Origin of the sequence: Asticcacaulis solisilvae, from assembly GCF_052327315.1 — a bacterium.
In the GTDB taxonomy this organism is placed as follows: domain Bacteria; phylum Pseudomonadota; class Alphaproteobacteria; order Caulobacterales; family Caulobacteraceae; genus Asticcacaulis; species Asticcacaulis solisilvae_B.
Genome location: NZ_CP166196.1, coordinates 536,698 through 562,871 on the forward strand (window position 1 = coordinate 536,698; position 26,174 = coordinate 562,871).

Sequence of the window (26,174 nt, forward strand, 5' to 3'; positions counted from 1 at the left end):
AGACTTTCATCTCTCCGGCCAGTTTCATGAATCCGCACCGGTCATGTGGAACTCTTTCCGCAGTCCGAAATAGGGTGATGCTTTTCCTCTTCGAGGATGTCGTCGTCGCTGTCGTGAACTTCGAGTATGCCATCCGCGGGCATACGGTCGGAATCGATATCGACGCCCGCTCCGCTTCGGACCTGTGGATCCTCCATTTCAGTTGGCGATGTCAGTGTCGTGCCGCGGCCTTCAGGATCGCCTTGGCTAATATGGCGCGATCCATTCGCCAGGCCCTTGTTGTCGTTGACCGGTGCCTTTTGGTCGTCTTTCTGATCGTCGTGCATTCTGAGTTCCTCCACGATAAGAAGGAAAACGTACGCATCCGTGACTAAGTTTGCCGCAAGAGATCGGGCTGGAAAGATAAGGAGTTTGCACCGCGTCGACGCGCGGACCCTATCTCACCATTGGCTGGTACTGGGATTTCCGCCTTATTACCAATGAGGTTATTGTTACGTGGAAGTTAAATCGCGCAGGAGGGCATTCTTATTTATTTAGGAATTGCCCTATACATACCAAAGAATCTTGTTTAAATACCATTGCACTGTTCGCATGGTAAGTATACTGGTTCGTCCTTCCACAAAATCTAAGCACCTCGTTTGAATTTTGGCTTTTCTGCGGCAAAAATCTTTATAATTATTGGAATAATTCGCTGAAATTCGCGATCACAATAATATAAATCTGTATGAATAGAGAAAAAAGATTTCGCGAGGCATGTTGCCCATGATTATCTTATAGCTTCAAGCCTATCTTTGGTTGGTGGCCACGTGGCTGCGTTCTGCCAACTTATCCCCGGTTAGACCCAGGAATATTATCAGGCCCAAGGGTCAGCGATCCGTGGGCCATCACCCTTTTTAGCCCAAAAACTGGCGCCCGCATCACGCGGGGAGGAGACCTTATGTCTAAATCCCAAAATGAAGACGATAACCGTGGTTCGCAGGATCGCGAACGCGACGGCGATGGCCGTTTCGCCAGCGATGGGGGAAACCGTTCCTCGCGTTCGTCTCGCGATGAAGACGACAGCGGACGGTCGTCGCAGGCTTCCGGTCGAGGCGGGCAGTCCAGCCGCCAGCACGACGACGACGATGGCAACCGGTCTTCCAGCTCCAATCGCGGCTCGCGGTCCGGCGGCTCCCAGTCCGGCGATGGCCGTGGCTGGTTCGGCGACTCGCAAGGCCATGCCGAAACGGGCTCGCACAGTCACGACGACAGCCGTTCCCGCTCGCGCAGTGAGGACGACGATGGCGGCAATCGTGGTTCGCGCTCGGCCGGCGGCCGTTCGTCTCAGGACGGCGAAGACCAGGACTTCCAGGACTGGCACGATTATGGTCACGACCGTGGATATCACGCTCACCAGCAGGGCCGGTTCGGCAGCGCCAGCAAGGGCAAGTCCGGTCAACGCGAGGACAGCAGCCGCAATGGCTCGCGCAACGGTTCCGACCGCGAACGCGATGATGACGGCCGTTTTGCCAGCAATCGCCACTGACGATATCCGGAGGCCGGCGAAAGCCGGCTTCCGGTGCCCAAATCAGCACTCATGTTGCGTGTCCATTTTGTCGATGCAACCGAACGAACACATCACATCCTTATTTGTGCTTAACATACGATAAACCCTAAACGCGCGATCATTCTGCACCCGACTGGCACGGCGGAGCCTATCGCCCATCCCCATCGCAAAATGCGAGCCAAGAGGTCCGAAATGCACATCCGTCCGAATGAGACCACTCACCCCCGACGTATCCTCGTTGTCGACGACAATGAGATGTCGGCCTTGACACTCAGTTGGGCGATGGAACTCTACGGGTATGAGGTACGCACCTGCTATGATGGCCGCTCGGCCGTGCAGGTGGCGCACGAATTCCATCCGGAAGTCGTCCTGCTCGACATCGGAATGCCGGTCATGGACGGCTACGAAGTCTGCCGCGAACTGCGCAACGACGCGTCCCTGTGCGGTACGCGCATCGTCGCTCAATCCGGCTGGGGCGATCCTGAAGCCCGGCGCCGCACGGCCGAGGCGGGATTCGATTTGCATCTCACCAAGCCGCTTGATCTCGGGGTCGTGAAGGCACTCATTGACCATCCGGCCATGAAGCGAGACCGAAACTGAAACCACCGCCTCAACCGCGCCGCATGTCTGCCGACGGCAACGACATCATTGCATTGGCAGGCGACAGGCAGATTCGATCCGGCACCGCATTGAATCCTTGCAGCATCCGCGACACACCGGAAGCATGGCAGGCGGCAACTTCAACATCCTGATCAACGGCAAGTCGGGCACGGTGCTCAATATCGGCCAGCCGGCCATCGAAGCGGCGGTCGAGGCCAGCGGCATCGCGGTCAATGAGCTGTGCTTTTCCGAGCCCCAGGACATGCAGGCCAATCTCGAACGCCTGAGCCGCAAGCGCAATCGCCTGCTGATCGGCGGTGGCGACGGCACCTTGCGCGAAACAGCAAGATACCTGGCTGAGCAGAAAAAGCCGTTCGGTGTCCTGCCGCTCAGTCAGCCGCCGCCAGCGCCGCGATATCGCCGCCGCCTTCAGCGCCTCGACATCGCCGTGGCGGCTGTTCGTCCTGCACCACCCGATGGTCAATTCGAAGGATTTTCCGCTCGCCGTCACGGTGTTCAACGCGCGCGCCCTGCTCGAAACCCTGGCGGAACAGCGTGTCGATATTGTGCTCGCCGGCCATCATCACCATGCCTATGTCGAAACGCAGTCGATGGACGGCCACACCACGCTTTTCGTCAACGCCTCGACAGCGACATCCAATCGCCTGCGCCGCCAGCCTAATGGCTTCAACATGCTGGAATTCACCGGAACCTCCGTGCGCATCGACATGTTGCGGTACAAGGACGAGGCCTTCGCGGTCTTCGAGGCCGTCACGCACAGCAAGCACGCCTAGTTTCAGCCCTCCACCGTAACGTTCATGGGCTTTAGGTCAACATTCCCGAAATCCGGACGCCATCGGCGCCGACCCCTTTGCATTCCGGGGTTAGGTAGTTTCCGAGTCTCGCATTGCGGACGAAAGGGGCGACAATGGAGGCGGGTGCGGCGACCGACCTTCGACCATTTCCCCTTTGATCTCCGGGCCGAAACCATGGAAAGACATCGTTCTTTTGACAACGCCACGCCGTTCGTGCGTTTGTTTGACGCGAGGTGCGACGGTGCCGAAGTCGAAGCGACGGCACATGCCAGCCCGTCGCCATCGAAACCCATCAGTTTTGTAATACAGAAACTGGCCCGCAGCTGGAACGTTACTATGGAAGGTGATTTTTACGGCAACTTTGCCGAAGAAAAACTCGCGCTGCATGCGGCGCAAAGCGTGGCCCAAGCCATATGCAAGGCCGGCCACAGCGCAGAAATCATCCTGGCGCCCGGCAGAAACAAAAGCCTGACATGGCTGTCGTTTTCGGAGCCGCGATAATCGACATCATCGCGCATACCTGCTATGATTGCGTTCTGTTCCCCCTGGGAAGGCCCCTCTCCGAGACATTCAAGCCTTATGGCAAGCCGCCCGACCAAGGGAAGCACGGCATCCTCGACGTCCGTACATCACGCCACCTCCGCAGCCTCAGAGATCGTCGTGGTTGGCATCGGTGCGTCGGCGGGCGGGCTCGACGCCGCCAGCAAGCTTCTCGACGCTTTGCCCTCTGACACCGGCATGGCGTTTATCCTCGTTCAGCACCTTGACCCGACCCATGACAGCCTGATGGTTGACCTGCTGAGCATCCATACGCGCATGACGGTGGCGCAGGCGGCCGAAGGGATGCGCATTGCCGCCGACCATATCTACGTCATTCCGCCGGGCGCCTATCTGTCCGTCTCGAATGGCGCGCTGCATGTGTCGACGCCCAGGGAGCGGCACGGCGCCCGCTTGCCGTTCGACTTCATGCTGGCCTCCCTAGCGGAAGCCTACGGACCGAACGCGGTATGTGTGGTCCTGTCCGGCACGGGAGCAGACGGCGCCGTCGGCATCGGCGCCATAAAAAGCGGTGGCGGATTGGCGATCGCGCAGACCCCCGAAGAGGCGGCTTATGGAGGCATGCCCAAAAGCGCCATTGCCACGGGTCTCGTTGACCTTGTCCTGCCATTGGCCGGTATAAGCGAGGCGTTGGGCAGGCATTTGGCGCGGACAGCCGGGAACGACAAATCACTCAGCCGGCCACAGGTCACGAAAGCCGGCTGCCTGCCGGATATCGTCACACTCCTGCGCAACAAGACAGCGCACGACTATACGCTTTACAAGCCGGGGACCTTGCAGCGGCGGATCGAGCGCCGCATGGCCCTGGCCGCGATCAAGCCGGACAACATGGCCGGTTATCTCGACCTGCTGCGCGGAGATGACGGTGAACTGGAGCAACTGGCGAAAGACCTGCTTATCCACATAACCGGTTTTTTTCGCGACCCCAAGGTCTTCAAGCTGCTCGCCGACAAGATCGTGCCTGATCTCGTCGATGGCCATCCCAGCGACCAGTCCCTGCGTATTTGGGTGGCCGGATGCAGCACGGGGGAGGAAGCCTATTCTCTCGCCATCGTTTTCCGCGAGGCGCTGACCAAGGCCGGGCGCAGCAACAAGCTGCAGGTGTTCGCTTCCGACGTCGACGCGGACGCCATAGCCTCCGCCCGCGACGGACTCTATCCAGCCGCCATCGAGACCGATGTTTCCGCGGAACGGCTGGCGCGTTTCTTCGTCAGGGAAGATAGTAACTATCGCGTCACGCCCGAACTGCGCTCGACCGTCGTCTTCACGGTTCAGGACGTGCTGACGGACCCGCCATTTTCGCGCATCGATCTAGTTTCCTGTCGCAATCTGTTGATCTATCTTGGCGCCGAGGCGCAAGCCAAGGTCATCTCCCTCTTCCATTTCGCCCTGCGGCAGGGCGGTCTCATGCTGCTGGGCGCGTCTGAGACGCCTGGCCTTGTCGATGGCCGTTTCCAGATCGTCTCGAAGTCTGAACGCCTTTACCGCCAGATCGGCCGCAGCCGACCAGGCGATTTCGGCTTCTCCACGACGGTATGGGAGGGCCTGCGGCCACAGGGGCGCCAGGGTCAGCCGCCCACGCCCTCGCGTCAGGCCGCCCTCGCGGAATTTTGCCGGCAGTGGGCGCTGGAAACCTATGCGCCGGCAGTCGTTCTCCTCAACAGCAAGAACGAATGCCTGTTCAAGCTGGGGCCGATCAGCCGTTACCTCAGCGTGCCCGAGGGGCACCCGACCACGGACGTGCTCACCCTGGCCCCGCAAGGTCTTCGAACCAAGCTGCGCTCGGCCATTCAGCGGGCGCGGCAGACATTGGAGGCCGGGCCGGGCGCCGCCGCTACCCGCATAGTCGTCAGTTCAAACCATGTCGACATGGTGGGCGACAAAGCGGTGACCCAAATCGAGGTTCAATCCGTCATGAAGGACGGCGAGATGTTCTTCCTGCTGGGTTTTGTCGACGTCGCGATGCCGGATGCCGGCATCGGCCGTTCGGTTTCGGGGCATGAGCTAACGCGGGTCAAGGAACTCGAACAGGAACTTATTTCGACACGCATCGAGCTTCAGGGCGCTATCCATAACCTTGAAATGGCGGGCGAAGAGCAGAAAGCGATCAACGAGGAGGCCTTGTCGGTCAACGAGGAGTATCAGTCGACCAACGAAGAGCTTTTGACCTCCAAGGAAGAATTGCAATCGCTTAACGAAGAGCTGACCGCGCTGAACAGTCAGTTGCAGGAGACGCTCGACCGCCAGCGCACGACGGCCAGCGACCTGCAGAACGTGCTCTACAGCACCGACGTGGCGACACTTTTCCTGGACACCGAATTCAACATCCGTTTCTTCACGCCGGCGACGAAAAGTCTGTTCAACATCATTCCGGGCGATGTCGGCCGGCCCTTGACCGATCTCAGTTCCCTGGCAGCAGACGGCACGCTCCTAGATGACGCCCGTAGGGTTCTCAAGGACTCAACGCCGGTCGAGCGCGAGGTCGAAATGAAGGATGGCGTATGGTTCATCCGCCGCATCCTGCCCTATCGCGGTCATGACCAGAGGGTCGAGGGCGTCGTCATCACCTTTACGGACATCACCGAGCGCAAGATCGCCGCCAGGGCGCTGGACCTGGCGCGGCAGCAGGCAGAAGCCGCCAACATGGCGAAGACACGCTTCCTGGCCGCGGCCAGCCACGATCTGCGCCAGCCGCTGCAATCGCTTGCCCTGCTTCAGGGCATGCTTGCCAGGATGGCGGAGGGGGAAGGCGCTGCCCAACTGGTGGCGCGCCTTGATGAAACCCTGGAATCCATGGCGGGCATGCTGAATACGCTCCTGGACATCAATCAATTCGAAGCCGGGATTATTCGGCCTTTCAGAAAACGCTTCGTGGTCAATGATGTCCTGATGCGTCTGAAGGATGACTTCACTTACCATGCCGACGCAAAGCACCTGGTCTTGAAGGTCGTACCGTGCACGTTGGCGATAGACACCGACCCGGCCCTGCTTGAGCAGATATTGCGCAATCTGCTGTCCAACGCCCTGAAATATACACGTGCCGGCCGGGTCCTGCTGGGATGCCGCCGGTTCGGCGACGTCCTGCGCGTCGAAGTGTGGGACACCGGCATAGGCATACCGAAAAAAGATGTCGCCGCTATCTTCGACGAATACTATCAGGTCGACAATGACGCACGCGAACGCAGTCTCGGTCTGGGTCTCGGCCTGTCCATCGTGCAACGGCTGGGACAGCTGCTTGACCACCGGATAAGTGTGCGGTCGCAGTTCGGCAAGGGTTCGGTTTTCAGCATCGAAATCGGGATGATGCGCGACGATGCAGGCGCGGACGAGGCCATTGCACGTATTCCGCACTCCGCAAAGGTGGCACGGGATGTGGCCGAACGTCGTGGCCGGATTCTGGTCATCGAGGACGACCCGGAATTCCGCGATCTTCTGGAGACGTTTTTGCGCGGCGAAGGCCATGAGGTCATGGCTGTGGGCGACGGCGTCGCGGCGGTCGACGCTGTCGCGCGCGGCGCTTTCTATCCGGATCTCGTCATGGCGGATTACAATCTGCCGAAGGGTTTGACGGGCGTGCAGGCGTCGGTGGAAGTTCGCAGATTGCTCAAAACAGAGATTCCCGTCAGCATCCTGACCGGGGACATTTCCGCCGCCACGCGAAACGATATTTCTGGCCAGAACTGCCTTCAACTCAACAAGCCGGTGCGGTTCGGCGATCTGGTCGACATGATCCAGACGCTTTTGCCGCATGATCCCGGCGCGTCGAAGGCATCGCCCTTCGATACGCCCTCCTTGGTCGCCACCGACGTCAAGCCTTTGATCTATGTCGTCGACGACGATGTGCGGATCCGTGACGCCATGCGTCTTGTCTTCGAAAAGCAGGATATGACTGTGGAAACCTTCGCCGATGGTGAAACCTTCCTGGCCGGCTACCGTTCGAGCAGCGAAGCCTGTTTGCTGCTCGACGCCTATCTTCCCGGCATGAGCGGCCTCGACCTGCTGGCAAGGCTGCGCCATGACGGCGACATGTTGCCCGTTCTGATGATGACCGGCGACAGCGATGTCGCAACCGCCGTCCAGGCGATGCGGGCCGGAGCGTCCGACTTCCTGGAAAAGCCGATAATTCATAACGATCTGATGGCCAGCATAAGGCGGGCCTGGGACCAGGGCCGGGATTCGCGCAAATCGCAGGCATGGCATCAGGCGGCGGCCGGGCATCTGGCCGGTCTCACCGGGCGGCAGAGGCAAATCCTGGACCTGGTGCTCGACGGCCATCCCAACAAGAACATTGCCGCGGATCTCGGCATCAGTCAGCGGACGGTCGAAAATCATCGCGCCACCATCATGACGAAGACCGGGGCTAAGTCGCTGCCGGCCCTGGCGCGACTGGCGCTGGCGGCGGCGGAACGGACATTAGATGAATAGACTTGAAGGCAAGGTTGCCTTGATAACAGGTGGTGCCAGTGGCATAGGTGCCGCAATCGGAAAAGCGTTTGTCGCCGAAGGCGCCAATGTCATTCTGACCGACATTCACGAGGGGCCGGGCCAAGCTATGGCCAAATCCCTTGGCGCCGATTTCATGACTCTAGATGTTGCGGACGAAACGCAATGGATAGCTGTTATGTCGGCCGTTTTGCGCGACCATGGCGGCCTCGACATTCTGGTCAACAACGCTGGGATCACGGGCCTGGAGTCCGGCGTGTGCCACGATCCAGAACACGCCCGGCTCGATGATTGGCACGAGGTGATGCGCGTCAATCTCGACGGCGTATTTCTTGGCTGCAAGCATGCCGTCGCAGCTATGCGGCGAACAGGCAAGGGCGGAACAATTATCAACATGTCGTCGCGCTCCGGCCTGGTTGGTATCCCCCGCGCCGCCGCATACGCGGCCAGCAAGGCGGCCGTACGCAACCACAGCAAGACGGTTGCGCTTTATTGCGCTGAAGAGAACCTCAACATCCGCTGCAATTCGATCTACCCCGCCTCCATCCGCACGCCCATGTGGGACGGCATGGCGCATGGGCCAGACGCCGAGAAAGCCTTGCTGGCCGGCATGCCGCTGCACCGCTTCGGGCGGCCCGAGGAGGTCGCCGCGGTAGCGATCTTGCTGGCTTCCGATGAGGCGACCTATATCACCGGTTCGGAGTTCAATATCGATGGCGGCATCCTGGCAGGATCCGCGACGTCGCCCAAGTAAGCTCAGGTCAAAAATGCAATTCGCACCTATTTATGCTGGAAAGAGCCAAAAAATGATCCTTGTCCGCTCGGAAAACAAAATCCCGGAATTAACGCCGGGCAACACCAAACAGCCCGTGCTGTTTCACGTCAGGAAGCGATTGAAACTGTGGGTTGTGATGAGAGACGACATCTATGCGGGCAGCTATCCCGACGAGGATTCAGCACAGGCGGCTGGCCAAAAGCACGTAGACGCGATCATCAGAAGCGGCGGTGAAGCCAAGATGGTCTATCCGTCTGCTGAGTAGTTTCCGAAGCTGGCGCATGCGTGCCGAAGGCGCTAGGTTCGGTTGATGCCGAGAGAGGGCGGCATCGGCCAATAACAATGGGCGGCGAATTCCTGCGCCGCCCATTGTTATTGTTAACCGGCCAACCTTATACCGAAGATCGCTATCGTATCGTCCAATTCGAGGTCATCCCGTCGCGGTGCTGGACCGGTTGGTCGCCCGCTTTCCAGGGACCGGAAATATAGGTCCTATCCCCGACGCTCAATTGCAGGCCCGACATGTCGAACCTTGTAATCCGGGCGGCCAGGCTATTGCCAGCGCCGGTTTGAATATCCAGGATATCGCCGACCGCGAACGTTCCGCCGGAAATCGCAAATACGACGCCCTTATCGAGGCTCGGACTAAGAGTAAGGGCCCGGTGATGGGTCATGTGAACGCTCAGGCCTCGACCGCGGGCTTGCCCTTGCCCGCCAGGTCGGAATGCGCCATGGCTTCCCCGACGCTGGCTTTCGCCAAGGCTGCGGACGCTTCCCCCTTTTGCGTTTCACCGGCCTTGTAATGCCTGGCGGCCCAGTCGTGATGGTCGGCGGCGTGCCTAAAAGCCTTGGCGGCGCGTTCGTGGTGGGCCTTAAGTTCATTGGCTTGAGCGGACATGGCAAGTTCCTTGTTGTTTGCCCTCATGGGAGGTTTAACGCTGAACCCTATGCCTGTTCGAATAAATATTATATGCATTGTTTGAAATAGTAATATACATATTTATAATAATATCGATAAAATCGTAATGTGAATCTAAAATAAGTTAAGATTTATTGGAATTTTCTATCAATTTTATAAAATAAAATATATATTTTCTGGGTGTGAGTATTTTCCGATCCTTGCGACATGCGTGAATCTATTTAATGTGCTTTAACGTCCACTTCAGCCGAAGCGGCGCCGCCGCCTAACTGAATGGCGCGGCAGAAAGCGACCTTCCATGACCCTCAATCCTCACAACATTCCTTTCCATCGTGGCTACCTGAAAATCGCCGTGGCCGTGGCGGCTCTCGGGCTGACGACGTTCGCCGTTCCCGCCTTCGCGGATCAGACGGCGGCGTCTGCAGCCATCAGCCGCGCAGATGCCAAGATCGAAATGGTCACCGCCCAGGCCGGGCAGGCGGGGGACAATGGTGACCAAAGCTTCAACATGGCGCGGCAAAGGCTTACCGACGCGCATACCGCCCTGAACTCCGGCCGCTATGACACGGCCGAAATGTTGGCCGACGAAGCCGCGCTGCTCGCGACCCTGACCGGCGAGAAGGCCGTTCTGGCGGCCTTGCAAACGAGCCATGACAACCTGATGGCCGCAACCGGCCCTTCCGAACCCAATCAATAGGATTCCATTCCATGACCCACTCCGTTTCAACGCTTCAGATGCCTGGATGGCTCGCACTCGGCTCCGCCTTATTGGCGCTGGGCGCGTGCTCGTCGATCCAGCCGAATACCAACATCGCCGATGCGCAGGCACGACTTTCTACCGACTATAACGACAAGGACATCGCCGATCGCGGCCAGGGCGATCTGGCCAGCGCCAGGACTTCGCTTCAAGCGGCGCAGACCGGCTGGACGAATGGCGACAAGGAACAATCCGGCCACAATCTGATGATGGGCCAGACCTATCTTGACCTCGCCGAGACCCGTGGACGGGAAGCCAAGATCGAACAGGACAATACGCGGCTGGCCGGCCTGGCCCAGCTTAACGGCAAGAACCAGCAGATCGCGGCCCAGAGCCAGCAACTGGACGCAAAGGACATGCAGCTTGCCGGCAAGGACCGTCAAATCGCCGGGAAGAATGACCAGTTGGCTGACAAAAACCAGCAACTCGCTCAGGCGCAGGAGCAATTGCGTGGCTACGACATGACGGCAAACGATCTGGGCTCAACCATGGTCCTGCAGGACGTCAGCTTTGAGACCGGTAAGTCTCAGCTTCTTTCCGGCGGCGTAAATCGGCTGCAACCCCTGATAAATTACCTGCGTCTCAGTCCCAACACCCATGTGCGCATCGAAGGTTATACCGATAATGTCGGCGGCATGGTTTATAACCAGCAACTGTCTCTGGATCGAGCCAATGCCGTCAAGGCCATTCTTGCCGCTGGCGGCGTTGGCGACGACCGCATCTCGACGATCGGGTCGGGCCTGGATAAACCCGTCGCCACCAACGACACCGTAGCCGGGCGCCAGTCCAACCGGCGCGTCGAAATCACCCTTCTGAAGCAACCGGGAATGTAGGCTCCGGCAGGGGCAAACGCGTTTGATTGGCCGGGCGGGGGTGGCTCGTCATCATGCTTGCGGCGGAAGCGCCAAGGTGCCTTATGCTTGAAACCAACGCGGTAAAGAAAAGCCTCGTGCTCCTGGTCGACGATAGTCCAGACATGGGACTTGTCGTTAAATACATGCTTGAATTGATTGGATTTGACGTCGAACGAGCTTGGGACGGACGCGTAGCGGTCGAGAGAAGTCACGCGACTTGCTATGGCGCCATTCTGATGGATATCGAAATGCCGGAAATGGATGGGCTTGAGGCGGCCAAGGCGATACGGCAACGAGAGAGGACCGATTTCTTATCCCCGGTGCCGATCGTCGCCATGACGTCTCATGCCTCCAAGGGTATAAAAGCCTTGTGCCTTCATGCCGGCATGGACGAAGTATTGATGAAACCGTTTCTTGTCGCGCAACTGGAAGAAAAGATGCTGCGGGTCTGCGGGAAACTTCCAGATTCAATATGACGTGGGCAAGCTTCAATCGTCCGGCCGGGTGGGTAAAAACACCTTGAACGTGGTTCCTTCGAATTCGGAAGACGTTACATCGATGGTCCCACCATGCGCGACGACGATTTCCTTGGTGATGTAAAGACCAAGACCGAGATTTGTCGCAACCGGCTGGCTCTTCGTGTCTTCGTTCGATTGCGCCCTTGCAAGTGCGTTGAAGATGGTGCGCAGAGCATCGGCGGCGATCGGTGTGCCCTCATTATGCACACAGATGGCCAGGCCGTTGGGCAAACCTTCTACCCTTACCGTTATCGGCGCGCCTCTGAAGCCGTACTGGACGGCATTGGCAATCAGATTTGAAAAGATTTGGCCTATTCGCGCCTTGTCCCAGATGCCCGTGACGGGACCGCTAACCTTAAGCAGGAATTCGCGATTGGGATGCAAGGCCCGCATTTCATCGACAAGCTGATTGGCGACAAACCCCATGTCCATGGCTTGGCGAAGAATGGGCAGGCCCGAACCCAGTCGCGCGCGAGTCAAATCGAGAAGATTATTCACGATTTCCAAGGCCCGGTTCGTGCTGTCGGTTATCTGGGCCTGAAGCATGCTTTGCCGCCCGGTCAACGTACCGATCTTCATCGTCAGCTGTGACGACATGGAGATCGCGCCTAAGGGGTTGCGCAGGTCGTGGCTCAGAATGCCAAGAAACAGATTGCGGGACAGCTCCAGTTTTTTTGAGTAGTCTCTGATGGATTCCGTGAGCGCCTGGTCGATGGACTCGTTGAAGCGCGTAAGATCGTCGATATATTTTTCCGTTATATCCGGCTTGGAGACGTTCCACAGTTTGACAACACTGGCTCGCAACGCCCGATACTCCGATACCATCTGGTCCATGTTGAAGCCGCCATCATAGCGCAGGGAGGCGTGGATCCCCGCCGCGCTTGGATTGGAGGAGGCGGGCTTTTCGCCACGCGACTTGTCGGCCTGCTCTTCTGTCGTTTGCGCCGATTCTATGTCGACGATGATAAATTCGAGGATTTGCTGGATATGATCACGCAGTGTCAGGGAGCCCATGTGATCTGCGGCTGGGACCAAAGTACGGGCAAAATCCTCCCATTCTCCGATTATGGGGTCCATATTGTTGCGAATGAACTCTGCGAGGCGCATTGAAAAGTGTCTTTCAGCAGACTTTGGGCGCCGCGCTAGGCTCGTCTCCGACACTATATACTCAAGGGAGTGTTCTGACGCCCGAGGATTCGCAAGAAACATGGGCCCTGGTTAGGGAAACCCAAGGCTCACATCCCGGCGGGAATGCCTGTGTAGTAAAACACCGAGATGTCCCCGCCCGCCGTGTCCGTGACTTGCAGTTTTCACATACCGGACAAATCACAGCAGAGGCAGGTTCGGAATCTACTCATTGATTATTTGCTGACGGTTTCTGACCTTGATCGAGGAGTCTGCACATTATTGACCAGAATTTCAGGGGGCTGAGTCATTCTCGATATTGCCTCGTAATGTACGCAATATCGCCAATCAACGAACGCGCAATGGCTATTTTCCGGTCATGAACACGACACCGACCATCCCGGCCGCATAGTGTGTGGCGGCACCGGCCAGGACGTGCCGTGCCAGATCGCCCGGCGAAATGTCAGCCGCTTGATCGTGAAAAGCACGGCGCCAACCGAGTAGACGGCGCCGCCTGCCACGAGCAAGATCAATGTTGCCAGTGGTGCACTTTGGATAAACGGTTTCACGGCGATCAAGACGACCCACCCGAGCGCCAGGTAAAGCGCAATAGCTGGGTGTTAATCCCGGAAGTATCATATCAAATTGTGAGAGACAAAAATTCCGATGCCAAGCCGTTAAATCAAATATACAACATATTCAATATTGACTTGAATGATAAAATTGTGCACGTATGAGAAATCGATTCATAATTGTCTGCTGTTTTGTTTTGCGTTTTGCAAGCGCACCGAGCGAACCTTCCATTCAAAATTTGTTCGAGAGGCGTCCATGCATGTGCACTGGCGCGTATAATACTGTCATTGAAAAGGGTTCATTGTGAGCGCAGGTACAGTTAAGTGGTTCAATTCCACCAAGGGTTTTGGATTCATCGAGCCGTCTAACGGCGGCCAGGACGTTTTTGTTCACATCAGCGCGGTTGAACGCGCCGGCATGAGCGGTCTCAACGAAGGCCAGAAGATTTCCTACGAGCTGCAGCGTGATGCAAAGTCCGGCAAAATGTCGGCTGAGCAACTCCAAGCCGCCTAACTCGTCGCCTCAAGTGCGAGTCGAAGGGTCGAGCCGAACGGCTCGGCCTTTTTTATTGCTCGAACACCAACGCAGTGGGCCATCAGACCCTAGTTTATCCAAGCGGAGGTTTGCGCCTCGTCATCGCAGCGGTTCGAGAGGCCGCTTTAGGTAGTTGGATGGGAGCAAGCTGAACCTGTCCCCCTGTTCATGCCACAACCAACTGGTTCAGTCACCGCGCCTATATCCGGTATTCGAAATGAACATCCTGTTTTCCCCAAACCGCAAAAGCCATGCACAGAATCGGCCATTTGCCGCGATCATGTTAAAAAGTAACGTGTCCTAAGTCGAGAGAAAGCTGGCGAAACAACCGCTGAGGTGGGTTAGGCTGTCCGTTTCTCCGAAGGACTTTGACAAGATCAACGATGTGTCGTCGTACGGCGCCGTCTTCCAACAATGAAAAGAATTCAACCATTTCCGGCCCTCCGCCGACTGCATGATGCGCATGACCTTGGCATCAATTTCGGCTGCATAGACGGTGGCCTGGTCGTCATCGATTCCAGAAAAGAAGTAGGCGACGGGAACACCCAGGATTCGTGCGACCTCATAGGGTCGTGACGCACTGATCCGGTTTTCGCTTCGCTCGTATTTTTGAACCTGCTGGAAGGTGAGGCCCAACCGTTCAGCCATTTCGTGCTGATTCATACCAATGGCTCGGCGCCGGGCGCGAATGACCGGGCCGACATGGACATCGACAGGGTGCGGGCTCTTCGGGTCTACATCCGACCTCAAGAAGGCCCTTCCGCATTGGTATACGTGCGTTGTGCGGGCGCTGAATCACACATGGTAGATTAGCGCTTATCTCGGTCGCCAGGAAGTTGTTTTTGTATAGCGACCTTCCGAGCCAGCGTCTAACGCAAAGGGAATAGCCCTTGGCCTGGTTGTGAAAGGGATTGCCAATAGTCTGCAGGGGCCAATACGCCACCTTGGCGCTCCAGAGTCACGGCCGCGTCGGGGAAACTTAGCCGGGCATGCGCGGCATCTTCGCAAAAGGCATAGGTGCGCGCCCATTCTTCAATGGCTTTTTCGGTCGTGTCCGACGCGCAAACCGCGCTGATTTGCTGGCAAAATTGCAGGGACCGGACGAGGATCGACGGATTATTCGACCGGGAAAGCGCCCGGAGGGCATCGAGATAGTCGCCTCGATAAACTGTCGGAATGACGATCCTCGACAGACCCGCGCCAATGAGTTGTTTGGTCATCATGATCCGGCTTATGCGGCCATTGCCATCATTGAATGGATGAACCTCCGCCAGCAGGAAGTGAATCATTACGGCGCGGGAGAATTCGTCGGCGACGGCTTGCAGCAGTCCGACGCCAGCCTTGAGTGTGCCTATAACTCGATCTGGGGTGACGAAGACGGTGCTACCCGCCTTGTTGGCCTTTTCCTTGAAAGTCCCGGGTTTGATCGAGTCGCGCCCGTCCATTAAGCGACGATGGCGTTCGCCTATCTCGTCGATGAAGGTGTCGGGATCGATTGTCTCCGGACGCCGCTCCTCCATCTCCACGAGTTGGAGATATGTTCCAAGAACGTCATGGCCATCTTCAGGCCGTGCCGCGGGCATCCGGCCTTCGAAGACAATTTCCACCGCCTCGTCGATCAGGAATTCCGTGCCTTCGATATAGTTTGAGAAGTAGGCCTCGATAAAGGCGCCGGATCGCTTGCGCGCCCATGTCGTATCTTCGTCGGTCACGATGACGGGTGCGCGGTGGGCGAGATGTTGCTGAAGCAGCGTCAGGCGCTGGATGCAACCTTCGTCGTAGGGTTCGCCACGCGCACGGGCCTGTCCCTGCGGTGTGAGCAGCCGGGCCTGGCGCGTGCGCAGCATGGTCGAAATCATGCTGTCGAGGGTTTTGAATTCGTCGGGTTTATCGAGCGTATGCGAAACAATCCTGGCGTCGTCCCTGATCTTGTTGAGGTAGTTTTCGCCCTCCGTGGTGCACAGACTATCGAGGAGTTTTTCAACCTCTTCCGTGCCGACGGTGCGCGAAATGCTTCCGCGTTGCCGGGAGGGGGTCAGATTGTCGAGCAGTTTACGCACCGGACCTGCCAGCCAGGTTCCGAGATAGGGATGGTCGCCTTCGATGGGACCCTTGCCTCCACGGACGTTGATTGTCAGGCCGGGTACGCGCAGAATGTTGCGGGTACGGGGGGCGCTCATGAAGACCACGGCGTCTGCGTCCGCGCCGCCGGCGCGGTCCTTGAACGGCTTGCCATCGAAGCCCGTCCGGTCCGTGACCACACCATCGGGAACGAGCTTTCCGGCGATCTTGTACCAGTTGCGAAGAACCGTGGTTTCGATCGGTTCATGGCTTCGCGTGACATAGATGCCGGTGGCTGCTTTTAGGACATCCCCGGCTGCCTGGCGCCGGCGCAGGGCTTTGGCCTCGGCTGGGTCCGACGGCATGAAGATGATCTCGGCCATTTTCGTCTCCTTACGCGATCGGATTGCGAGTGATTGTCCAATTCAGTCTCGTAAGAGGTCGTCTTGTCCAGAATCGTCTCGTAAGCTCCAAGTCTCGTAATAATCAGAAAATATAAATTTTGTCCATATTTGTCTCGTAAGGGAGTCAAATTGGCCAAAACTGTCTCGTAAGGTGCGTAATCCGGCGGTGCCAACTGGGTAAGGCTGTTGAATAATTAGCGCTTACAAATCGATCGCCTTCTCGAGTTTCTCTATGAATTCGCTCGGTACAACGCCCATATGGACGACGCCGCATTGTGGCTCGCCCGGCTGGATTCTGGTTCAGCCGATCCCGCCGCATTCGAGGCCTGGCGCGCGGAAGATCCCCGTCGCGCTGCGGCATTCGCGCAAATTGCCGGTGCGGCGCGTGCGCTTGACCGGGTAAAACCCGAACTGAAACAGCGCGCTGAACGCGAGAAACCGGTCGATCGGAGGCAGTTTGTTTTTGCGGGTGCCGCGGCTGCGACCTTGGCGATAGGGGGAGGTCTGGCGGCATTTTTCGTGGGACAGAGCAAGGCGACGGCATCAACGCGCGTCGGTGGCCGCCGAACCATATCATTGGCCCTGGGTGGACGCCTCGAGCTGAATACCGACTCCAAGGTTCAATGGAAAGCCCAAGACAAGCGGCTGCAGGTTTGGCTCCGGCGTGGCGAAATCGCCTTGGATATTCGTGCGCCTATCCAGCAATGCATACTTTATGGCGGGCACACCGTTGCAGCTCTCGGCGTCGGAAAGGTCAACGCCAGGCTTCGGGGCGATTTGCTCGACCTGACGGTGGTCTCGGGCGAATGCACTGTGGCGTCAACCGGCGCAATGGCGCCGGTGGGGCCAACGCCGTCTCGCCGGCCTGTCATTGTAAAGGCGAACGAGGCGGTTCTGGCAGGTGGCGGAGAAGCTGATCAAGCTCGACATGGTTATCCTGGACGAGCTCGGTTAGGCGGCTATGACAAACTAACCATGCACGCCGCGTCCTTGCGAAACACTACGATATCGACGTCGATGCCAAGGCGGAACGGATCGTCTATCTAGGGGATTCAGAAAACGATGCGCCGATGTTTGCACACTTCCCGAAAAGCTTCGGCATGAATACGGTTGGAGAAGATCTTAGCGCCTATCCGACATGGCAAACCAATGGACCCGGCGGTGCAGGGTTTGTCGAGGTTGCCCGTCGTCTGCTCAATTCCATGTAGGGTGATGGACTGGACGGATTTTAAGAGAAAGCTATTTATATTCAATTTGTTGTAGTATGTTTAGGGTGTGATGCTGTACTAAATGCTGTACCCCATCCCATCAAATCGGGTTAATTTGAGCGAAATAGGCGGAAATATAGGGTAATATGAGACCATATGAAATGCGGTGTGTCGTGTTCTCGCGACCGCATGCTGTACCGCGCGATGGTCGGTGCCCCACAAACTAATCCGCGTCATTCAGCAGGTCTTCGGTTCTTCGAGCGACGATATCCTTTATCTTCGATTTCAGATCCCTTATCTGCCCGGGGTAATCCAGGTTGGGCAATTCCATCGTCCCGGCTGTGTCGATAACAGCCTTGATAAGGGTGGTTATTATCGAGACGGCGTCGGTCACGGTTATGCCGAGGGTCTGGGCCAGTTGAATGAAGTCGCGACGCTTCAGGCGGTCGTCCTTTCCGTTGACCTTCAACGCCATGCGGTCGTGTCCGAGGCCCGGAAATACCCGCGTAGTAACGGCGTCATAAAGAGGCGCGAAGCGGACGCTTTTGAAGTGCCGCTCGTTTTCATGGGCGGTCTTCAGCAAGGCCAGGTTCTTCAAGTGCATATCGCCGTCGGCAATCAGCCAGGCGAAAAGCGCGCGCTTGAAGAGCGTCTTCATGTCTTCGTCCGGTTGCGTGGAGAGAGGGCGGAGGCCGCGCCCCATCTTTTCGATTGTTCCGTCATATTTGGTGGAGGCGGGTTGATCCAGGACCGAGCAAAAATCCTCCATTGCCAGCCAACGGCGGTCATCTTTCGAACTGCGGATATCGAAGCGTTCGACCAGCAGGGCAGGCGGCATGCCTTCAGGCATGGCAACGAGGGCTGCGGCCGGCGTTTCGAACCCGGCCCCTCGTCCCAGTTCCAGGCATAGCCATTCGACGACGGGCAACCCCTCGAAGCCGGACGTGCCCGCTGGCTTCATGATGTGGGTGAATGGCAAGTCGATGGCGGGCTTGAGTTCGCCCACCGAAGTCAGGCACATCGGTGCCTTGATTTGAACGCCTGAAAGCCTTGGGGTCTGGGCATGGTTGAACACTTTCGCCAGATTTTGTTCAAATGTGCTTTCGATATCCTCCCTGGCAGGGCCTTGGTAAGTGCCGGTGAAACGCCCATGATCCGAGTGGGCCGCAAGGGGAGACTGCAAGATGTCGTCGGGCAGCGCGTTCAGGTCAGCCGATGACGGGACGATGTCGATGTTCGACATGTAGCGTTTGCCGGAGCGCAGGAAGTCGCGATCGTCGCGGGCTTCCAGGACTTGGGCCAGCCAGCCCTCCGGCAGGAGCGATTCGACCAGGGCCGGCAACTTTCCGGGGTGCGTATCTCTTATGAGCGGAGGTACCTTTGCGGACGAGGGCTTCCAGCGCCATTCGGCGCCATCGTGGATAAGGGTGCCGATCGGCTTCTTGTTCCAGGCAACGATCAGGTTGATCGTGGACTTGTTTTCGACGGGGCGGTGGCCTTCGTCTATTCCTGTCAGGTAGCGCTGGGCGCTTTCCAGTTCCTTGAGCCAGCCGTTTTCCCTGGCCAAGGGCCATAGGGCATCGACGATCGCGCTGGGGCTACCGAATTCGTCTCTCAGTCGCCGGGCCGTCGCGGCGCGTATGTCCTCGGTCATGGCACTGGCATGTTCGCTTCTCAAGCGGAAGGCTTCGAGGAAGCGTTGGCGCGGCGATGAGGCCTTGGCATGGATCTCACCCATGTCGTCACCGACGATGACGTCGATCAGTGACGGACTTGGAGGGGCTTCGTTCTGAATGATTTCGAGCGTTCTTAGCCGGGTGCGCTGATTCCGGCGTCCGCTTATGAATAGGCGTCCATCCGACGTCGGGGCTAGAGTTACCGACGATATGGAAGCCAGGTAAGCGGTGGGATATAGGTACCGGGCGATCCTGACGGCGTGGGAGCGGATGATCAGGTCTACATCAGGTGCTGCGGTGACGTAGACACCGCGGACGATCTGGATAAGTTCGCCCTTATGGGTCTGAAGGTGCGCCTGCTTAGGTGTAATGGTCTCGCCGACGAGGTATAGCATAGGAATTATCTCGCATCTGACATGCGTGATAATTCCTATGCCGTCGAGTGCCTGTCAAGAATTATCTCGCATGTCAGATGCGAGATAATTCTATGGCGTCGGTAATGAAGGCGCTTACCCTTAAGCTCATCCATCACGCCACGTTAGCCTTAACTCCCGTTCGTCGACCCAATCGATTGGCGCTGCTACATTGCTCAGTTGGTTGACATAGACCATCAGGCCCTCACACTGTGCAACGGGAGTGTCGGGTCTTCGTTGTCCACGCGCTCCCAATAGGCCTTGGCGGTCTCTATGCCGGCCTCGGTAACTACGCGGTCCGTCGGAACATCCGGATCCTCGGCGATCAGGCCGAGGCGGCTGAGTGCCTTGACACCACTTTCCCCGAACGAAAAATCGCTTAGCGTCCCGTCGGCGCTCCGTATATGCCATCGCCTGTCCGACGCATCCGCCAGTGCCAAGCGGTCGATTTTACGTGCGCCACCGGGAAAGCGTTCACTGAGGCAAAACGTCATGAAGTCGAGAATTGCGCGCGCCCGAGGTGGGAGCGTTTCCCAGGTCACGGCAAGTGGTGATTTCTCCGCCGTTGAAGGCATGACCAAATCTCCGGCGCCGATCAGGTAGGCCTTGACCAAAGCTCGCTCGATCTCCCCGATCGTGTTTTGGGAGGCGCCTGTCCGTCGCGCGGAGCGATCCTTGGCAATGATACGTCTTGCCGCTTCCTTGAAGCGAGCGCGAATGATCGGGTCGATCGTCGGTGTGGAAGTCATTGCCGTGCCTGTCACGTTTAACGTTGCTCTCTTTTGCAAGTATTTCCGCCGGCGAACAAGCTTGCTGCCTTGTTGTCTATAATGCTCATTCCGGGCTGGCCATTTCGTCAGGCTGGGCAGTTTCCTCGGGGGATGATGAGGGTTCGCCCCGGCTGTTGCGTATGAGTTTGAGGTCCTTCCCGGTATCTGCCTTGCCGAGATACTTTGCGCGCTTGAGCAGATACCTTATGCGAACCTCGGCGGCGTCCTTTGGCAAACCGTAGATCCTCGCCCAGGCGTCGATCATCATCCGTTTGGTCCTGGCTGGGTCGTGGTTGCAAAGCGCCAGCGCTTCATTGTAACGCGCCAGGCAGTCGAATGCGTTCGAACGGTCGGCTTGATAGCTCGTGACAAGGTAGCGCAGCCGTTCACTTTGACGAAGTCGCTGTGCGGCGGCCGGCCAGTCAACTTCGTGAGGTTGGTTGGGTTTGGAGGTGAGAACCGCTTTCATGTCCCTGAGTTGCAATAGCAGGTTGCCGGTCGACAGGTCGGCATTCCGTCGCTTGACTTCAGGGGCTATGCTTGCGCAGTCCGAACAAATGACGTGCGTCACTTCATGATCGATTGTCTCGTCATATGTGTCTTGGTCTTCGTCGAACGTTTCCCCGCAGACATATTCGGTATGGCGGAGCATTTTTCCCGACCACTTGCGCTTCCGATTTTTCGACCTGCGCAGGATTTCAATACGATTTCTGCCGCAACCGGGGCAACGCCAATCCGCCGGCGCTTCCCGCCATAGACCCTCAGCTCCGCCACCTCCGTCGTAGGCCGCCACTTCCTCTGGCGAGGGTGCCTCGACGGTCACGCGGTGTTTGGTCGTCCTGGCTGTCGCCGCAGCGTCCCTCGACAGGGAGCGGCCTTCGAAGGCGGCAATGTCCTCTTCAATTTCGAACCGTGAGCTACTCTCAAGGAAGCCTTGCATCATGTGCCGCCTGAGCAGGTCGCCCCGGTGCGGTGGCGATGATGCCCGCTCCTGGTCCAATTCGCCGGCCGCGATCATGCCGACGACGTGCGAAAGCAGGGCTTCGCGGGCAGTGATCTTCGGCAAGATCACGTCGTACAGGGCGCGTGCAGCTTTGAAGTCGACCTGATGCTCGGCGTTCGGGCGTACCGCGATGAAGGTCGAGATTTCCCGCGGGCTGAAGCTAAGCCATGGCGATATGTCCTTGAATTCCGCCTTCACCCGGCCATCGACATTGTTGCAGTCGATGCAAACCAATCCAGGCTCGAAACGAGCGATCATGGCGTCGAGGCGGTCTTGGAGACGGCCGGTGGCCGAGAGAACCCGATTGACCCATTGATCGCCGAATTCGGCCTTGAGCATTAGTTTCAGTCTGTCTTCCAGGTGATCGTGATGCCAATCGAGACGGGCCAATAGAACGTTCTTCGACGACAGCCGGAAGATTTTTGCCTTATCACGGCCGCAGCCCGGACAAGTCCACCAAGTCGGTGTACCGGCCCAGTTCGCATCCAGTTCAACCCTATCGGTCTTGAAGCGGGACATCGCCGTCTTGGTGACGTTGCTCCAAAGCCCATCGCGATCGAAGAATTGTCTTTGCAATTCTTCGTCCGTCATTCGCGTCAGGTTCGGAAGAGACAGTGTCACCTGCCTTTGCGAATCGGGCATTCCACACCTAGCCAAGAGTTCGATAAGATGACTGTGGCACGAACAAATGTCGAACGCCAAGATCTAGAATCGCGTCATTTTCAACATGATATCGGCCGCAGCCGCATACGAATCTCGGAGAGCGTAAGGTGATGAAGGAGGACGATCCGACAAAAACCGAAACCGAAACCGAAACCGATGTCGGTGGCGATGGCGGCTATAGACTATATCGCCATCCACTTTCGGACGTCGACCCGGCCAAGATGACGGAGGCTCTACTTGCGCTGGCCCGGGAGGGCGTCGACGACTTTCCAGCACTCATGCGTCAAATCGATTCGACCTTCCGAGCGGCATATCCCCCGCACGTGATCGCGGTGTTGGCTGCCTGGGGACTCTCGACGTCCGTTTCCAGCAAGGGAACCGAGAAGTCGACGATCATGTCGGAGGTCAACCAGCACCATGTGGAGATCCTGCAGGCATTGGCGCTAAGGCTTGATTACTGGGAGTGGGGCACGGAGCCGGCGGCGCCCGAGGACATCCAAGCGACGATCGATGCGGTAAAGGCTGCAGCAAATCATTTTCATGCCCGCCGCTACGCCAAAGTTGCAGCGGAGACGGATGCAGCGCAAAAGATGGTTTTGCTACTGCAGGAGAAACTGCGCCTGCACACGCAGTTCGTTCGAAACTGGGGCGCTTATCCGCACATGGTCGGGATTGCCCGCAGCCTGTACAGCCCGCTTGACGCCCAATTGCGAGCCGTCGCGGGTTATGGTCCATCGGATGTTCTCCGGATTGCGGAAGCACTGGTTACCCTGTCCGAGCGGCGAATGACATCCCGGATCACAAATCTCCGGGAAATCTTTGCAGAACCGACCATTCCGAAGTTCGTCCACGCGTTCTTCGCCAAATTCGCTTATGTGGAGGGTGACCCTGACGCCTTCGTGGCAGGCATACCTTCGGATACGGAGTTTGCCGCCGTCAAGCAGCGCCTGCTGGCTCATGCCGATAGAAGTCTGGGTGTCGTTTTCGATTTCTCGACCGACGCCATCGCAAGCGAGGTGGGCCTAGAAGCAGGCCTGGTTCAAAAGATCCTGAAGGATATATCCCTGACGCCTGGCGATCTTCACGCTGTTGATCCGGAGGCATTTTTTCTTGCGAACCCGATTTGGCAATCGCCGCTGATGGCGGTCGCGGACAATTTTTTCTGTCCCGTGCCCATGAGTTTGTGGGGCCAAATCCACCTGATTATTGCGAAGATCGCCGAGACGTACGGTTTAAAGGCGGATTTTGAAAAGCGCCGCGCGCGGTACTTGGAAGAGACGCTTGAAGAGATATTTTCAGCGAACCTGGGCGTTTCCCCTAAAGCCAATGTGAAATGGCGTTTGGGAACGGAACAATTCGAAACCGACCTGTTCGTGGTCCTCGATCAGGTGGCCGTCATCGTCGAGGCCAAGTCCTCGGCTCTTTCGGCGGCTGGCCTGCGGGGCGCACCGGATCGCATGAAGCGCCATATCCAGGAACTGGTGACGGCTCCATCCGAGCAATCGGCTCGGCTGGTCGATCTTGTTGTCCGTGCGCAAAAGGGTGACGCCGAGGCGGTTCGCATTCTGGCGCCGTTCGGCACCGATTTCAGGCGCATTCAAACCATCGTCCGCCTGTCGGTCACCTTGGAAGACTTTTCTGTCTTGTCGTCGTCCGAGATCGAACTCAAGCGTGCAGGCTTGATTCCGGAAGGGCTCAAACTCGCGCCGACCTTGAACGTCGCCGACCTGACCTGCGTGGCGGAGACCTTGAGCGAACCCGCCTACTTCATCGACTATCTGATCCAGCGGGACCGGCTGCAAGGCACGATGAGGCTGGTGGCTGACGAAGTGGATTTCCTCGGCTGTTACCTGGAGAACGGGCTCAATTTCGACGGCATCGACGGTTCTGAAAATCGCCTGATACTCAGCGGAATGTCCGAGGCCATCGATCATTACTATCAAAGCCAACATGCCGGCGTCGACGTGCCGAAGCCAAAGCTCAAGGTGCCTGACTATTTTCGTTTCATCATCGAGGTATTGCGCGAGCGCAATTTCCCGCATTGGCTGCCGATTTCACTGGATATACTGCGCAACATGGGTGTTGGCGACCAAGGCGAACTTATAGCTCAAATGGAGAAGCTACGCGTTTCCGTACAAGTGGAGTGGCCGGACGAAGATCACCCTTGCTCGGTGATGATTTCCCCTGTTGATCCAGACGCCGCGGCTTTGGTCATCTACGTATATCCCCCTGCCATGGTGGAAAAACGAAAGGAGATCGCGATGACGCTGATCAATAAGGCCTTTGAAACCGGGCGCAAACGTTGCGTCCTTGTAGCCAGGAATACAGACCACTGGCATTGGCCCTACGATTTCGTTTATCAGGCTGCGGCGGAAGCGTAAGGTCTTGAACACCTTTGGCGTGAAACGTGATGCCGTCGCGCCGGTAGCGGTTAGCGACTTACGCTGTCCGGGCAGGCCGCCTTGGCTCAGGAGGTGGAGGCGATCCAGGACGCCCCGATGGCGGCGGTGGACCGGCTCCCGGCGTAGACCCTTCCTGATCATCAATTTCGCCATCGTTGACAAGAACCTGCGCGGTCGCCGTTCCGACTGACGCCTTCCGGGCCGTGATTTAGACGGGTCCAGTCATTCACCGGAAATTACTGGCTGGGAATCAGCCGCTTGATGACGTTGCCGATCGTGCCGCCCTGCACGAGCACGGCGAACAGCACCACGACATAGGTACAGATTAGGATGGCGTTTTGCACGGCTCCCGCGCCGATAGACAGCGCCATCGCCATCGACAGGCCGCCGCGTAATCCGCCCCAAACCAGGGTTGCCATGGTCAGCCTGTCGGGTTTGATGGCCGGGAGCGCCTTCAACGGGAGGAAGACCGAGACGAAACGGACGAGCAGGACCAACGGAATACACAGGCCGCCGATCAGCAATAGGTGTGGATCGTTCAGGACAGAGATGGACTCCAGCCCAACCAGCAGGAACAGGACGGCGTTCAGGATTTCATCAATCAGCGTCCAGAACTTGAGCAGGTAGTCCCGCGTGGTAGCGCTCATCGCATGACCGACGGCGGCATTGCCGGTGATCAGGCCGGCCACCGCCATGGCCACGGGCCCGCTGACCCCCAGCCGATGTGCCACGGAATAGCCGCCCATGACGACGGCCAGGGTGATCATGACCTCGACGTTGCAGTCATCGATACCGCGCATCAGCAGGTAGCCTGCGCCGCCGATCACGCCGCCAAGGATGATGCCGCCACCCGCTTCGCGGGCAAAATCCCACAAGGCGTCGATAGGCGTGAGATCGGCGCCGCCGGTGGCTGCCAGCAGCGCGATGCCGAACAGGACGACGCCGACACCGTCGTTGAACAGGCTTTCCGCCGACAGCGTGGCCTTGAGCGTCGGGGGAACCGGAATGTCCTTCAGCACCGCGAACACCGCGACCGGATCGGTGGGGCTTATCAGCGCGCCGAAGACGAAACACCACGCCAAGGGGATGCCCAGCCCTGCCAGCCGCGACAGCAGAAGGAAGCCTGCGGCCACCAAGGCGGTCGAAGCCAGGGTGCTGACGGTGGACAGGACCAGAATCGGCCACCGGCTTTTCTTGATTTCCCGCCAGTCGATGTGCAAGGCGCCGGCAAAAAGCAGAAAGCACAACATGCCGTTCAGCAGGGTGTTCGGGAAATCGACCGACGCGAGAAACCTTACTAGAATGAACGATAGGCGAACGCCCGGCAAAATGGCGTCCATGCCGATGACGATCAGCGACGCGACTGCTCCCATTACCGTCATGCCGACCGCCGCCGGCAGTTTCAGGAAGCGATGGTTGACATAGCCCAGCAGCGCGGCCATTGCGATCAGGATCGCAGCGGCGTCAAAAGGCGTAGTAACGGCTTGACTCGAAAACATGCTCGAATGTTTACCCGTGATGGCGGCTCGCGTAAAATGAAACCGGCGGTCAAGACGG

General features: G+C 58.0%; 23 protein-coding genes and 1 pseudogene. 15 read left to right on the top strand and 9 right to left on the bottom strand.

Features of this window, described 5'->3' with window-relative positions; translation table 11 throughout:
- Window positions 1-41 precede the first annotated feature (41 nt).
- Window positions 42-326: a hypothetical protein gene (locus AB8717_RS02430; protein WP_443749445.1), complete on the bottom strand. Its 285-nt coding sequence runs from the start codon at window positions 324-326 to the stop codon at window positions 42-44.
- 611 nt (window positions 327-937) lie between these two features.
- On the opposite strand from AB8717_RS02430, the gene AB8717_RS02435 reads away from it, so the two are divergent.
- From AB8717_RS02435 to AB8717_RS02470, 8 genes and pseudogenes are all read left to right on the top strand, one after another.
- Complete coding sequence (locus tag AB8717_RS02435) at window positions 938-1,525, top strand: hypothetical protein (RefSeq protein WP_443749446.1); 588 nt, start codon at window positions 938-940, stop codon at window positions 1,523-1,525.
- A 276-nt stretch (window positions 1,526-1,801) separates the two neighbouring features.
- Entirely contained in the window at window positions 1,802-2,146 is a 345-nt protein-coding gene (locus tag AB8717_RS02440) for a response regulator (protein ID WP_443750838.1), read from the top strand.
- A gap of 124 nt (window positions 2,147-2,270) precedes the next feature.
- A pseudogene (locus AB8717_RS02445) lies at window positions 2,271-2,477 on the top strand (diacylglycerol/lipid kinase family protein); the annotation flags it as partial.
- Window positions 2,478-2,658: 181 nt separating this feature from the next.
- Complete coding sequence (locus AB8717_RS02450; RefSeq protein WP_443750928.1) at window positions 2,659-2,940, top strand: metallophosphoesterase family protein; 282 nt, start codon at window positions 2,659-2,661, stop codon at window positions 2,938-2,940.
- A gap of 195 nt (window positions 2,941-3,135) precedes the next feature.
- The gene (locus tag AB8717_RS02455) at window positions 3,136-3,462 is read left to right on the top strand and encodes a hypothetical protein (RefSeq protein WP_443749447.1); all 327 of its coding nucleotides are present in this window, start codon (window positions 3,136-3,138) and stop codon (window positions 3,460-3,462) included.
- A gap of 159 nt (window positions 3,463-3,621) precedes the next feature.
- Window positions 3,622-7,944, top strand: a complete 4,323-nt coding sequence (locus tag AB8717_RS02460; protein WP_443749448.1) for a chemotaxis protein CheB — start codon at window positions 3,622-3,624, stop codon at window positions 7,942-7,944.
- Window positions 7,937-8,716, top strand: coding sequence for a glucose 1-dehydrogenase (locus AB8717_RS02465; RefSeq protein WP_443749449.1), 780 nt, complete (start codon window positions 7,937-7,939; stop codon window positions 8,714-8,716). Before AB8717_RS02460 ends, AB8717_RS02465 begins: the two co-directional genes overlap by 8 nt.
- A gap of 52 nt (window positions 8,717-8,768) precedes the next feature.
- Window positions 8,769-9,002 (top strand): hypothetical protein, encoded by a 234-nt coding sequence (locus tag AB8717_RS02470; protein WP_443749450.1) that lies wholly within the window; start codon window positions 8,769-8,771, stop codon window positions 9,000-9,002.
- A gap of 417 nt (window positions 9,003-9,419) precedes the next feature.
- Here AB8717_RS02470 and AB8717_RS02475 read toward each other — a convergent pair whose 3' ends face one another.
- Window positions 9,420-9,635 carry a hypothetical protein gene (locus tag AB8717_RS02475; RefSeq protein WP_443749451.1) on the bottom strand — a complete coding sequence of 72 codons (216 nt, stop codon included), beginning with the start codon at window positions 9,633-9,635 and terminating at the stop codon, window positions 9,420-9,422.
- A 319-nt stretch (window positions 9,636-9,954) separates the two neighbouring features.
- Here AB8717_RS02475 and AB8717_RS02480 point away from each other — a divergent pair, with 319 nt between their 5' ends.
- The 3 genes from AB8717_RS02480 (at window position 9,955) to AB8717_RS02490 (ending at window position 11,743) form a co-directional block, all read left to right on the top strand.
- Window positions 9,955-10,353, top strand: coding sequence for a hypothetical protein (locus tag AB8717_RS02480; RefSeq protein ID WP_443749452.1), 399 nt, complete (start codon window positions 9,955-9,957; stop codon window positions 10,351-10,353).
- Between the two features lie 11 nt (window positions 10,354-10,364).
- Complete coding sequence (locus AB8717_RS02485) at window positions 10,365-11,246, top strand: OmpA family protein (protein WP_443749453.1); 882 nt, start codon at window positions 10,365-10,367, stop codon at window positions 11,244-11,246.
- 83 nt (window positions 11,247-11,329) lie between these two features.
- Window positions 11,330-11,743: a response regulator gene (locus AB8717_RS02490; RefSeq protein ID WP_443749454.1), complete on the top strand. Its 414-nt coding sequence runs from the start codon at window positions 11,330-11,332 to the stop codon at window positions 11,741-11,743.
- Window positions 11,744-11,755: 12 nt separating this feature from the next.
- Here AB8717_RS02490 and AB8717_RS02495 read toward each other — a convergent pair whose 3' ends face one another.
- The gene (locus tag AB8717_RS02495; RefSeq protein ID WP_443749455.1) at window positions 11,756-12,892 is read right to left on the bottom strand and encodes a sensor histidine kinase; all 1,137 of its coding nucleotides are present in this window, start codon (window positions 12,890-12,892) and stop codon (window positions 11,756-11,758) included.
- A gap of 894 nt (window positions 12,893-13,786) precedes the next feature.
- Here AB8717_RS02495 and AB8717_RS02500 point away from each other — a divergent pair.
- Window positions 13,787-13,996 carry a cold-shock protein gene (locus tag AB8717_RS02500; RefSeq protein WP_443749456.1) on the top strand — a complete coding sequence of 70 codons (210 nt, stop codon included), beginning with the start codon at window positions 13,787-13,789 and terminating at the stop codon, window positions 13,994-13,996.
- Between the two features lie 321 nt (window positions 13,997-14,317).
- On the opposite strand, the gene AB8717_RS02505 is transcribed toward AB8717_RS02500, so the two are convergent.
- Both AB8717_RS02505 and AB8717_RS02510 read right to left on the bottom strand, forming a co-directional pair.
- Window positions 14,318-14,680, bottom strand: coding sequence for a helix-turn-helix domain-containing protein (locus AB8717_RS02505; protein ID WP_443749457.1), 363 nt, complete (start codon window positions 14,678-14,680; stop codon window positions 14,318-14,320).
- 206 nt (window positions 14,681-14,886) lie between these two features.
- Window positions 14,887-16,461, bottom strand: coding sequence for a Fic family protein (locus AB8717_RS02510; RefSeq protein WP_443749458.1), 1,575 nt, complete (start codon window positions 16,459-16,461; stop codon window positions 14,887-14,889).
- A gap of 279 nt (window positions 16,462-16,740) precedes the next feature.
- On the opposite strand from AB8717_RS02510, the gene AB8717_RS02515 reads away from it, so the two are divergent.
- Both AB8717_RS02515 and AB8717_RS02520 read left to right on the top strand, forming a co-directional pair.
- Complete coding sequence (locus AB8717_RS02515; RefSeq protein WP_443749459.1) at window positions 16,741-17,529, top strand: DUF4880 domain-containing protein; 789 nt, start codon at window positions 16,741-16,743, stop codon at window positions 17,527-17,529.
- A complete protein-coding gene (locus AB8717_RS02520; RefSeq protein WP_443750839.1) occupies window positions 17,517-17,690 on the top strand; it encodes a hypothetical protein in 174 nt (57 codons plus the stop codon). The genes AB8717_RS02515 and AB8717_RS02520 overlap by 13 nt, the downstream gene beginning before the upstream one ends.
- Before the next feature lie 223 nt (window positions 17,691-17,913).
- On the opposite strand, the gene AB8717_RS02525 is transcribed toward AB8717_RS02520, so the two are convergent.
- The 3 genes from AB8717_RS02525 to AB8717_RS02535 all read right to left on the bottom strand — a co-directional run bounded on the left by AB8717_RS02525 (window position 17,914) and on the right by AB8717_RS02535 (window position 22,143).
- Window positions 17,914-19,761 carry a type II toxin-antitoxin system HipA family toxin gene (locus AB8717_RS02525; protein ID WP_443749460.1) on the bottom strand — a complete coding sequence of 616 codons (1,848 nt, stop codon included), beginning with the start codon at window positions 19,759-19,761 and terminating at the stop codon, window positions 17,914-17,916.
- 215 nt (window positions 19,762-19,976) lie between these two features.
- The gene (locus AB8717_RS02530; protein WP_443749461.1) at window positions 19,977-20,528 is read right to left on the bottom strand and encodes a hypothetical protein; all 552 of its coding nucleotides are present in this window, start codon (window positions 20,526-20,528) and stop codon (window positions 19,977-19,979) included.
- Between the two features lie 85 nt (window positions 20,529-20,613).
- Window positions 20,614-22,143 carry a hypothetical protein gene (locus AB8717_RS02535; protein WP_443749462.1) on the bottom strand — a complete coding sequence of 510 codons (1,530 nt, stop codon included), beginning with the start codon at window positions 22,141-22,143 and terminating at the stop codon, window positions 20,614-20,616.
- Between the two features lie 182 nt (window positions 22,144-22,325).
- Between AB8717_RS02535 and AB8717_RS02540 the strand changes: the two genes are divergently transcribed.
- Window positions 22,326-24,596, top strand: coding sequence for a hypothetical protein (locus AB8717_RS02540; protein ID WP_443749463.1), 2,271 nt, complete (start codon window positions 22,326-22,328; stop codon window positions 24,594-24,596).
- A 257-nt stretch (window positions 24,597-24,853) separates the two neighbouring features.
- Here AB8717_RS02540 and AB8717_RS02545 read toward each other — a convergent pair whose 3' ends face one another.
- Window positions 24,854-26,116 (bottom strand): cation:proton antiporter, encoded by a 1,263-nt coding sequence (locus AB8717_RS02545; protein ID WP_443749464.1) that lies wholly within the window; start codon window positions 26,114-26,116, stop codon window positions 24,854-24,856.
- Window positions 26,117-26,174: the final 58 nt, after the last annotated feature.